The organism is Sphingobacterium sp. R2, from assembly GCF_040760075.1.
GTDB lineage: Bacteria > Bacteroidota > Bacteroidia > Sphingobacteriales > Sphingobacteriaceae > Sphingobacterium.
Map to the genome: position 1 here is coordinate 2,531,507 of NZ_CP142884.1, position 12,461 is coordinate 2,543,967.

The window sequence follows — 12,461 nt, forward strand, 5'->3', positions numbered from 1 at the left end:
AATGAATGAAAGCAGAGAAAAGAGTAAAGCACAAAATGAATACATACAAAAAAGGTTTATTCAAATACATCGAACTGATATGCTTATTGTGGCTTTTAATGCAGACAACGTTATTGCAAGCGCAAGATGCTGTCGATTTATCTGGTACTTGGGGTTTTCAGACTGATGTGATGGATTTTCGTAGGGGCTCGCTGTCGCCTCGGTATAATCACGTATTACAAGGAACGATTAAACTACCGGGTATTACAGATGATTATCATATAGGGTATCAAACTCCCTATAAATATATTGACCGTCTGACCCGAAAATATGAATACATGGGTCCGGCATGGTACCAACGTGATATCGAAATCCCTGCTGACTGGAAAGGAAAAAAAATATTTCTATATTTTGAACGTACCCATTGGTTGAGTTCGATTTTTGTAGACACCAAAGAAGTTAGCAGCATCGATTATGTCAGCGTGCCACACAACCACGATTTGAGTGCATTTTTAAAACCGGGAAAGAAGCACCGCATTACCATTTGTATTGATAATCGATTTCAGTACAATACGCACAAATGGAATCATGCACATACAGAATTTACGCAAATTAACTGGAACGGCATCTTGGGGGATATGAAACTGCTGGCCTTAGATCCGGTCTACATCGACGATTTTCAGGTATATCCCAACATAGCCGATCAGTCTATAAAAGTAAAGTTAAAGGTAAATAATACGATTAAAAAGCAGGTAAATGGTAAGGTATCTTTTGCTATCTCCGGAACAGACTACAGCCTCAAGCATCAAATTGCCATCGTAAGTACTGATTCGGTAAATATTGTAGAGGCCAATATTCCCTTAGGTAAACGCATTAAACTGTGGGATGAGTTTAACCCAAATCTCTATCGGATTAGCTGCCAGTTGAATACTTCCGATGGTAACAATAGCTATACGCATGAGAAATCGACCACCTTTGGTATGCGCGAAGTAAAGCAGGGAAAAAATCATATACTGCTCAATAATCATCCGATACATTTACGAGGTAATGTAGAAAATGCGGTTTTTCCAAAAACAGGACATGCTCCGCTTGATGATGGCTCTTGGGAAAGAATTATGATGCTGATGAAGGACTACGGCATGAACCATTTACGTTTCCATTCTTGGTGTCCCCCGGCTGCTGCCTTTCGCATGGCAGACAAACATGGAATATATTTTGAGGTGGAAATGCCTATGTGGGGCAAAGATGCCGAACCGGACGAGGCAAGATATAACTTTTTCCGCCGGGAAATTAAAGCTATTTTAAAAGAATATGGCAATCACCCTTCTTTTGTTCTTTACTGCAATGGCAATGAAATTACAGGCAATTTCGACTTTATTGAGGAATTAACTGCCGAAGGTAGAAAAGCTGATCCCCGCCATTTGTATAGTGGTTCTACTGCGCGAACACGGGTTAAGTCAGATCAATATTACGTATCCCAACAAACCAACAAAGGTGCGGTGAAGGTTTATGAGGGGCTACCCGGCACCGACTGGGATAAGAATATGGAATCTGATGTAGATGTGCCTGTGATCTCGCACGAGTCGGGACAACGATGTATCTACCCAAATTTTGATGAGATAAAGAAATATGCAAACAGCCCCGTGGAGGCGCGAAATTTTGAGGTTTTTCGAGACCTATTGCAAAAGAATGGTATGTTGGATCAGGCAAAAGATTTCTTTAGGGCATCTGGTGCTCTGACGGTACTGGAATACAAAGCCGTTATCGAAGCCTTATTGCGCTCGGGTAAATCTGCTGGTTTCCAGCTCTTGTCGATGAACGATTTTCCAGGGCAGGGTTACGCTCCAGTTGGTATTTTTGATCCCTTCTGGGACTCAAAGGGACTGGTTACCGCCGATAAATTCCGAGAGTTTTGCGCGCCCACTGTTGCTCTACTGCGGTACGAAAAAAGCAGTTTCTTCAATACAGAAACATTTAAAGGGAAAGCGGAAGTTTATAATTTTAGCAATTCCGTTCTCGAAAATGCCAAGATTAAATGGTGGTTGACGGATACCGCAGGCAGTGTATTGCAAAAGGGTACGCTTAAAAAGCAAACCATTGCCAATCAAAATGTGTCGCCGGTGGGTGAATTTGAGATTTCCCTTAAAAATATCCGCAGCCAAAAGGTTACGGTTCATCTTGCTGTTAATGATTCCATTAAAAATAGCTGGGACATTTGGGTATATCCCAAACATCAAAATCTGATGCAGTCTACAGATAAGGTTTTGTACACCGATGTCTATGATGATGTTGCAAAAAGCCAGCTGGCTCAGGGAAAAACGGTGGTTCTCTATGCTTCGCCAGACAAAATAAAAGGTCGAAAATCACTATTTCATAATCATTTTTGGAACCCTATTATGTTTGCTTGGGCACCAATGACGATCGGCAACCTGGTCCATCATCAACAGGGCATGTTTAAAGATTTCCTTACTTCATACCATACTGATTGGCAATGGTGGGATATCCTTAATCATGCAAAAGTAATTGAAATGCAAGATGCCCCACAACAACTTCGTCCGTTTATACAGGTCATTGACAGCTATGATAACAACCAAAAATTAGGTATAGGTTTCGAAGCCCAACTGAACGGCGGAAAACTTCTGGTAATGGCATTAGATACAAAGACCGATATGGATAATCGCCCGGCCACCCAACAATTGTTGTACAGTATGGATAACTATGTTAAAAGTGCGAAATTCTCGCCACAAGTTGCCGTGGATGAGACTTTTATTCAATCATTTTTAATAAAATATAGAAGAGTTAAACGATGATAAGAGCATTTATCTGGACGCTAACAGCGTTTTTGTTAGGGCAATCCTTAAAGGCACAGGAAGTGATGGTAGAATGGAAAGCCGGAGTATCACAGATCTATAAAAAAACCGTCGAGGCTGAAAGTCCGTTATCTTTTAACGATTTGAACGTCGAATTTGGCTATGTGCTTTATCAGACCGAGATTACTACGGATGCCGAAAGTGAAGAACTAGCATTAGAAAATGTACGCGATTATGCGGTGGTCTATGTGGACGGCATGTTACAGGGAACTCTGACGGATCAAGATAAAAAACTGATGATTAAAACGGGTTCGGGCACACATATACTTCAATTTTATGTGGAGAATATCGGGCGAATCACCTATGGGCCAGAAATTACAGACAATTCAAAGGGGGTGTTTGGTGCGGTTACTTTAGCTGGAAACGAACTGCATAACTGGAAAATGATCCCCTTGGATGCACGTAATTATCCACTTAAAAATCTGATTTTTGAACGAAGTGCACCCCCTAGTGGCCCCGGTTTTTACCAAGGTCAGTTCGAAATTAATCCGTCACAAAGTAAGTATCTTAATATGACAGGGTGGGGGATGGGAGAAGTTTGGATAAATCAAAAATATTTAGGGTCTTATTGGGAAGAAGAAAAACAACAATCATTGTTAATCCCGTCAGATTATTTATTACCCGACCACAATGAACTGGTGATATTCGAACTAAAAAACAAGCAACAAACGAAGATAAATTTGTCACCTACTCCTGTTTTTAAGTAGATTGGCGTTTTTTGATTGATTTAGATTTCATTTGCTGAAAAAGAAGAACTTAAGCCATAATTTGGACGTGACTCTTTGTATAATAAAATGAGAATCGTAGTTTAACGGAATACTGTTCGTAAATAATATCGCTGAGCATTTTGATTGCAACTCGTATCGGTAAATCTCTGATTAAACTGTAAGCAGCTTTAGAAACATCTGTAAATGAATAAATACAGTCTAATAATTTGTTTTTTTATTTTCTGGGGACAATGTGTTCTCGGTATTGATCTTTCGAGATACCGGTTTCACCTCATGCCCGAAACTTCGTATTATGGCGGTATACAAAGCATTGCCAAAGACAGTTTAGGACGTATGTGGTATACCGGACCCGATGCACTTTTCATGTATGATGGCAATAGCTTTTATCAGTTAAACGATATCGTTTCGGCGATGAAGCCAAAGCAGAAATGGGGCTATGGTTCTTTAATTTGCGATAGAAAAGGAAATCTATTTTTAGCGTCGGGGCAGGGTTTGTTAAAATTTAATTACGAACGGTTTTCATTTCATATTGTTGTCCCCGGAGTAATTCGTTCAGTTTGTGTACATCATGATGGTCAAGTTTACATGCTCTCGGAAAATAGTTTACTCCGCTATAATCCACAAAATGAACGCATAGAAAGTTTTTTGTTGCCCAAAAACAAGTCTTTTCAAAATATATTGAGTGTCAAAGACCAGGTATTTTTAACGCAAGATGCAATCTTACATACCGTAGAAATGTCTAAAAAGCGCCTTGTTCAGTTTGCGGATTTTAGCAATACAGCAAATCAGGTAAACGATGTAGTTGAATACCGTGGGCTATATTACTTTTTAACACCGCGGGGAGGAATACATGTCACAGATTTGACAGGTAATTTAAAGCAGAAAATTCCGGTAGCCGTTGCTGGAAATTCATTCGTTTTAACGAAAAAAATGTACTTAGACCAAACTGGGGTGATCTGGGTGGCTACCCAGGGTGGATTATTCCTTTATGATCCCGCCAATGAAGGTAGCAGCACCTTGCGGATGAACCTGAACGATATTTATTCATTGCCCAATAACTCCATTTGGACAATCTATCCAGATCCGGATCAGGGTGTTTGGATAGGTACCTACGGTGGTAAAATCGCCTATTGCTCGCTTTACGATTCGAGAGTACGTTACTTTAAACCGAGCCCTGGCGGTCTGAATCATCCCATTGTCAGTAGTTTTCAGGAAGATCATCTGGGAAATATATGGATCGGTACAGAAGGGGGGAGCCTAAATTACTGGGATAGGAAAAAAGATCAGTTTATCCATCCCGAAAAGTCGCAGGATAGGGGGCCAAGTCCCAATATGATTAAGCGGCTTAAGTTTGACGAAGCAAGCAAGAGCCTGTTAATTTCTGCCTATAATGGTGGAATTGGCAGTTATGATGTAAACAATCAGCGTTTCAGTAGTTTCGATTTCCGCTCTCCGGAAAGCCAGCAACTGCTGACGGTGTATGATTTTGCAAACGATCAGGAAGGTAACTGGTGGATGACAGATCCCGACAAATCATTTTTATATCGTAAGAACCGGCAAGGTCCGATAGAAATGGTTAGAATCAAGGATTCCAAAGGCAATAAGTTGAATCTAGAAATAGAAGCATTATATGTGAATAATCAAAACCAGCTCTGTTTAATTAGCCATCAGGGATTTTTTGTCGTAAATACTCATACGCTAACCGTTTTAAAGCACTATATGGTCAAGGATGCTTCCTATTCAGCAAATAATCTGTGCAGTTATGCCGTGGCTTCGAATGGCGATGTATGGCTAGGGACCTTAGGGAAAGGTGTAAACGTGCTCAAAAGAGACGGAACGTATATCAATTATAGTGCAAGTAATGGTTTTCCGGCAAAAATGGTATTCGGTATTTTAGAAGATGCTTTTACGAAAAATGTGTGGTTAAGTACCAGTGATGGTCTTTTTTTCTTCGATTTGAAATCCAGGAAATTTGAAAAAGCGAGATTCTACCAGGAAGATAATATCGGTTCATTTTACATACATGCTGCTTACAAAACTTCTAAAGGCGAAATGCTGTTTGGCGGCACCAATGGCTTTTTACTTTTTGATCCTACGTACCTCAATAAAAATCCGCAAAAACCAAAAGTTTTCTTTACAGGATTTCTGGTGAACAATACCTTGGTGAAACCTGATGACGGATCGTCGATTTTGTCCAAAGACATTGGAAGCCTGTCCAACCAAAAGGGAGATAAGATAAGGCTTTCTAGTAATCAGTCTAATGTCGAAATTAAGTTTTCGGCGAATAGCTATCTATTTGCCGAAAAGAATCAGTTTGCTTATCGGATGTTAGGGCTTGGCGAAGATTGGCAAATTAGTCATCCCAACCAGAAATCTGTACAGTTTCTCAACCTCCCGGGCGGAGATTATACCTTCGAAATCAAGTCTTCCAACAATGATGGGCTATGGGGGGATCAAATATCACGATTATACATCCACGTCGATCCCCCATTTTTCTTGTCCTGGTGGGCCTATTGTTTCTATGCAGCTTTTGCATTTGCATTGCTGTTTTTTATTATGCGATATTATAGTGATAAAAGAGTTTTTAAGGAGCGGTTGGCACTTGAGCGTTTAAGAGAACACAATATGCAAGAGCTGAATCAGGCACGTATCGACTTTTTTACCAATATTTCGCACGATCTAAAAACACCACTAACCTTGGTATTACAGCCGCTTAAGCAACTCAAAGAGACTATTGTGGCCAATGATACTGCTTTGGTTTACATGGATTTAATAGAGCGGAATGTCACCAGAATACAACGCATGATTAGCCAATTGCTGCGTTTTCGGGAAATTGAGAGCCAAAAAATTACGCTCAATCCGCAGGTTGGTGATTTTATCAATTTTGTAAGGGATATATTTAGCCTATTTGAGCTCTACGCCAATAAAAAAGGTGTTGAAACCCATATTTCCGCGTACAAGGACAATTTATATGTTGCCTTTGATTATGATGTTATCGAAAAAATATTGACTAATTTGTTCTCAAATGCCCTAAAATATACACCCGATAATGGTTATGTGGGCGTACGTATCTATAACGCCACGCCCGAAGAAAAAGAACGGTTTTCTTCCTTAGATCCGACAGAAATCGAATACATCTCCATTGAAGTTATAAATACCGGCGATTGTTTTTCGGAAGAACAGATAGCGACGCTTTACACTTCTTTCAATCGCCTATCTTCTCATCGGCCAACTTTTGAAGAAAGTTCAGGACTTGGACTTGCCATAGTGAAAGAACTGGTAGAGGTGCTTGAGGGTAAAATATGGATGGTCAATAAGACCGATAAAATTTCATTTACCATTTCCCTACCTTTAAGAAAACAGGCCAGGGCAGGCGACATGCAACCTAACGTATACGATTACACCGTTTCTGAAATTGACGATATTATCACACAGGATATTGCAACGCCCGAAACCGGGGCTATCTCCATAAAAAAAACAGATAATATCCTGCTTATTGAAGATGACCAACAACTCCGGGGTTATTTGGAACAACGTCTGGCTGAAAAATATAATGTATATGCGGCAAGTGACGGAGAAGAGGGGTTAATAAAAGCTGAAAAAATCTATCCGCAGCTCATTATTACCGATCTAATCATGCCTAATCGGAGCGGTCTGGATGTTTGTCGTAGCCTGAGGCAAAACTTCAAGACTAGCCATATTCCCATTATTATGATTTCGGGTACCGGAGATGACAATCAGCATAAAATAAAAGCATTGGAATTTGGTGCAAATGTATTTATTGATAAACCTTTTCATATTGACTATCTGTTGCAACAAACAGAAACCATTTTAAGAAACCAGCAGGAATTAAAAGAAAAATACAGCAAACATTTTCAAGTGGATCCGTCCAATGTTACCGTCACCTCGATGGACGAGGAGCTATTAGTTAAGGCCATTCAGGTCATTGAAGAAAACATTGCTAACGCCAGTTATTCCGTAGAGGACTTTGTGGCTGACATGAACGTGGGCAGAACCATTCTATATCAAAAGATAAACGATATTGTGGGCATGTCGATCAAAGAGTTTATTCTGAATATGCGCTTGAAAAGAAGCGCTTATCTGTTGGAGAAATCAGATTTGACCATTGCGGAAGTTGCTTATCAGACCGGGTTTAACAATGCCAAATACTTTAGTGTCTGTTTTAAAAAGCAGTTTGAACTAAGTCCTTCAGATTTTAAGAAGAAATTTTCCAGCGGGAATAAATAAAAAACAACCAATTCTAACGATGATGAAAATAATAATTTTTAGAAGAGTTCTTCTCTTGAGCTATTTTATTTGCTTATGTAATGTGTTGCAGTTGACAGCAGCTCTCAACCAAGCGGTAGATGAAATGTATATCAGCCCTAATAATTATAAAACTGGAACGCAGTCTGAGCGAATACAGAGGGCTATAAATGCGGCAAAAAATAGTACCGGAAAAGTAGTCATACCGAAGTATGACGCCATAGCTAAAAAAAGTATTTGGCTCATTGATCAGGCCATTTTACTTCCTGGTGATTTTGAACTTGAATTGAATAACTGTACCATTAAGCTTTCTGATAAATGTCGGGATAATTTTATTCGTTCTGCGAATGCAGGACTGGGAATCAATACTATATCTCCATTAAAAAACATCAAGATCATTGGAAAAGGTAATGTCCTTCTAGAAGGAGCTGATCATCCAAGAGCTACCGGAGATCATAATAAAACACTATCGCTAAATCCCAGCAGATTTGACCAATCTTATGGCACTGATGCTGGCAAACCCGGCATGAATCAAAAGGGTGGTTGGCGTAATCACGCCATTATATTGGCTTATACCGATGTTTTTGAGGTTAGTGGCATTACATTGAAAGATTATCATGGGCATGGATTGGTACTAGAGCGCTGTACAAATGGTAAGATAAGCGATATTACTTTTAACGTAAGGCAAGCCGTGAATGTGGATGGAACTGACCAACAGATCTTAAACCAAGATGGGATGGGCATACGTTTTGGCTGTAAAAATATTCTTATTGCAAATTGTAGAGGAAGAAGTGGAGACGATTTTATTAACATCGGTTTGACAGATACTGGAGTGGGCGCTGGAGAAGAAAATGTCAATGTGGTCAGTGGTTCGATATACAGGGGTGAAATCGACAATATTTCGACTATTTATCTCCAGAATTGGCAGGACTTTTATTCAATTTCACACCGTTCTATTCGGATTATGCCTGTAGGTAAACTCCGGATAAGCGATGTTTTTATTGACAATATGGTCATCAGTCCCTTGGCAAAGCAAGGCCTAGTCGTTGAGTATGCCGAGCATGTGAAAGGTTTGTTTGTGCGGAATGTCATCAGTCATCAACCTATAAAAGCCAGCGGTATTTCCCAGGCCAGTTTCAGAGACATCCTGTATAAAGGGCAGGGTGAAGCTATTGATGTGCAACGAAGTGATACGGTAGTTCTAGATCATGTAATGGCAATAAAAAATTAGTAATGCAATTGCTCGCAATCTTATTTGTTTAAGGCAAAAACACCTGTTTTTGCCTTTTGTACAAAATCAAACCATTTTCGTACAAAAACGAACCCTATGAATTGGTGATCAGTATAGTTTTGTCTTAACCAATTTTAAAAAGGAAAATATGTGTATGAAAATTATTCCCGACCACGTGATCAGGCTCGCGCAGGGTAATCCCAACTTTACAAAAACCAATGACATTACTTTTTGGAATATTGTATTTCGTCAATAGGTCGGAAATCGAAGCGTTGCGGAAGTTAAATTAGTCCAAGCCTATTGAAGCATAATTATTTCAAATATATGTTCTCTACGAGAAAGGGACAGTAAAGAACACAAGTAATTTTAAACTAACCATTATAAATCAATGATACAAAAGATACATATCTGGCTCAGGAGCTGGATAATGAGTGCTACCCTATTGGCGGTGGCATCCAATTACGCTTATTCGCAAGCAGCAGATCAAATGCAAGTCAAGGGTCAGGTGACTAACGATGCGGGAGAAGCACTTAAAGGTGTTTCGGTCATGATTAAGGGAGCGAGAAATGGTGTACAGACCGATTCAAATGGAAATTTTACTATCCAGGCGGCTCCCACGGCTACGCTACTATTTACCTATATTGGTTTCAATAGCCAGGAAATAAAAGTCAATCCATCAGGAGTCATTCATGTGAAAATGTCTGGAACTAATGTGCTGGATCAGGTCGTTGTGGTCGGTTATGGTACAGCCAAGAAAAAAGATCTAACAGGAGGCTTAGCTGTCGTCGGAAAAGAGCAGCTAGGTATGGTATCAACCTCCAATCTGATGGATCGCTTGGTGGGACAGGTGGCCGGTTTCTCCATTACAACCGGTGAAGCTGCGCCAGGCGCATCACAAAGCTTGTTGATAAGGGGCGAAAATTCAATATCGGCCAATAATAGTCCACTCATTATCTTGGATGGTATTCCCTACAGCGGATCCTTGGCAGATATTGATCCCAATAACGTTGAAAACCTTTCTATCCTAAAAGATGCTTCCGCATCGGCTATTTACGGTTCTCGAGCAGCAAATGGTGTTATTTTGATACAGACCAAAAGGGGAGCGCTAGGTAGAGCGCAAGTAAACTATAAAGGTTTGATCGGCATGGCCGAGCCTATGCAGCGTATCAATGTCATGGGACCAAATGAATATATCCGCTTCCAACAAGACATTGCCCGAATTAGGCAAGGCTATACTGGAGCGCTATTAGATCCTATCGCCGGGGATATTATTAGCGTAACAGAGCGCGGCAATTATGCGAAAGGCATTACCAATAATTGGCAAGATTACGTCTTTCGGAAAGCTTTGACCATGGATCATCAATTGAGCATTTCCGGGGGTACTGAAAACACAAAATATATGGCTGCCCTTGCCGCTTTAGATCAAGAAGGTGTAGTGTATAATTCCAAGTTGTCACGTTTAAATATAACCACAAATGTGGATCAGACTTTTAATAAATGGCTAACAACTGGTATAGGGTTGCAATATACCCGAAAAAGTGACGGTGGCGTTACACCAAATTTGGAGCATGCCATTAAGCAAAGTCCTTATGGTAGTTATAAGGACGAATCTGGTAAGTATGTTCCTGAACCTATGGAGTACTCATTGATCGTCAATCCGATGCGTAACGTCAATGCGATTCAGGATAGATATAATAACAATTTCTTTCTTTCGGGATATGCCAATATTTTGTTGCCTATAGAAGGTCTTTCCTTACGATCAAATTTTGGCTATAATTATCGGAATGGATTTACAGGAACTTATTACGGGCGCAACACCTTTGAAGGCAGGGATCAGGGTACACAAGCCGGAGGAAGCGCTTCCATCAACAATTCTAATTATAACGATTATACCTGGGAGAACTTGCTTAAATATGAGCGGCAGATCGGCGATCATCGTTTTGATGTAACCGGCTTATTCAGTATGCAAAAAACAAAAAGCTGGTCGACGGGACAAAGCGGAGCTGGTTTTGTAACCGATGACACCGAATACTTTATGATCGGTTCGGCCAGCCGTCTTGTTTCCAACAGTGCTTCGTTGTCGGAGTCGGCCATGCTGTCGTATATGGGTCGGATAAATTACGCCTACAAAGGGAAGTATTTATTAACCTTGACCGGACGTACAGACGGAGCCTCGGTATTTGGTATCAACAATAAATATGCATTCTTTCCTGTGGCAGCAGCGGCATGGCAAATTGGGGAAGAACGTTTTCTGAAAGATAATGTCAAATGGCTGGACATGCTGAAAATCCGCCTTTCTTATGGGGCCAACGGTAACCAGGCGATTACACCCTATCGCACTTTAGACCGCCTATATTCCAATGTAAAATATATCTGGGGCGATGATGGCGCTGCGGTGACTACAGCATATTTGGCTGGTGATGGTGTGGGGAACCCTAATCTGAAATGGGAAACGACCTATTCGACAAATCTTGGGCTGGACTTTCAACTGTTTAACAACAGGTTTGGCGGAACTATTGATGCCTATCTTTCTAAAACGAAAGATCTGTTGATGACCCGTACCGTACCTATTATGAATGGGTACAATCGAATTTGGGACAATATTGGTGCAACTCAAAATAAAGGGATTGAGGTCACTTTAAATTCGGCGAATGTTAAAGGCGAAAATTTCCAATGGAATACGACTGCTGTATTTTCTCTAAATCGAGACAAAATCGTGGAGTTAAGAGGGGATGGTATAGATGATATTGCTAATAATTGGTTTATTGGTCAACCCTTGCGAGTATTCTACGATTATAAAATGATCGGTGTATGGCAAAATGGAGAAACCATTACTGTTGACGGGGCAGCTCCTGGGGCCGCCAAGCTATATGATCGCGATGGTAACGGCAAGATAGAGACCAGCGACAGAGTGGTCATCGGGTCTAAAAATCCACGCTACACAGCTTCTCTGGCCAACCGATTCTCTTACAATAATTTTTATGCATCTGCTTTAATCACTGGTGTCTTTGGTGTTTGGCGTGACGATCACATGGCCAATTTGGGGGCCTGGACTTTCGGAATTACTAACTATGTACACGATGCAAATTATTGGACACCTGAGAATTCTAATGCGACGATTGTTTCACCGGGCTATCTCAATCCATTGGGGCACGGGTACTATAAAAAGGTGAGCTATGTGCAGGTGAAAAATATCACCTTCGGCTATAAATTACCGCAAAAAATTGCTAAAAAGGTAGGAGTAAGTGGTATTGATATAAACGCCAGTATCAACAATCTGAATACGATTTCAAATATCAGAGAGGTGCTCAATTATGACAATAGCTGGATGGCCTCTTATCCAACGGCACGTTCTTATATGTTTGGCTTAAATATAAATTTCTAATC

The 12,461-nt window shown here is 40.5% G+C and carries 5 protein-coding genes; all 5 read left to right on the forward strand.

Translation table 11 applies throughout. The features are described from left to right. The first annotated feature begins 35 nt into the window (after positions 1-35). The 5 genes from VXM68_RS10535 (at position 36) to VXM68_RS10555 (ending at position 12,459) form a co-directional block, all read left to right on the forward strand. On the forward strand, positions 36-2,789 hold the full coding sequence (locus tag VXM68_RS10535) for a sugar-binding domain-containing protein (RefSeq protein ID WP_367211210.1): 2,754 nt from the start codon (positions 36-38) through the stop codon (positions 2,787-2,789). Beyond that, complete coding sequence (locus VXM68_RS10540) at positions 2,786-3,556, forward strand: hypothetical protein (protein ID WP_367211211.1); 771 nt, start codon at positions 2,786-2,788, stop codon at positions 3,554-3,556. Before VXM68_RS10535 ends, VXM68_RS10540 begins: the two co-directional genes overlap by 4 nt. A gap of 204 nt (positions 3,557-3,760) precedes the next feature. After that, the gene (locus VXM68_RS10545) at positions 3,761-7,825 is read left to right on the forward strand and encodes a hybrid sensor histidine kinase/response regulator transcription factor (RefSeq protein ID WP_294347511.1); all 4,065 of its coding nucleotides are present in this window, start codon (positions 3,761-3,763) and stop codon (positions 7,823-7,825) included. 19 nt (positions 7,826-7,844) lie between these two features. After that, positions 7,845-9,074 (forward strand): glycosyl hydrolase family 28 protein, encoded by a 1,230-nt coding sequence (locus VXM68_RS10550; protein ID WP_367211212.1) that lies wholly within the window; start codon positions 7,845-7,847, stop codon positions 9,072-9,074. A 388-nt stretch (positions 9,075-9,462) separates the two neighbouring features. Next, entirely contained in the window at positions 9,463-12,459 is a 2,997-nt protein-coding gene (locus VXM68_RS10555) for a TonB-dependent receptor (RefSeq protein WP_293955687.1), read from the forward strand. Positions 12,460-12,461: the final 2 nt, after the last annotated feature.

Bases quoted from the DNA above. Each gene is read 5' to 3' on its own strand.
- VXM68_RS10535 (WP_367211210.1), top strand. From the start codon at position 36: ATGAATACATACAAAAAAGGTTTATTCAAATACATCGAACTGATATGC.
- VXM68_RS10540 (WP_367211211.1), top strand. From the start codon at position 2,786: ATGATAAGAGCATTTATCTGGACGCTAACAGCGTTTTTGTTAGGGCAA.
- VXM68_RS10545 (WP_294347511.1), top strand. From the start codon at position 3,761: ATGAATAAATACAGTCTAATAATTTGTTTTTTTATTTTCTGGGGACAA.
- VXM68_RS10550 (WP_367211212.1), top strand. From the start codon at position 7,845: ATGATGAAAATAATAATTTTTAGAAGAGTTCTTCTCTTGAGCTATTTT.
- VXM68_RS10555 (WP_293955687.1), top strand. From the start codon at position 9,463: ATGATACAAAAGATACATATCTGGCTCAGGAGCTGGATAATGAGTGCT.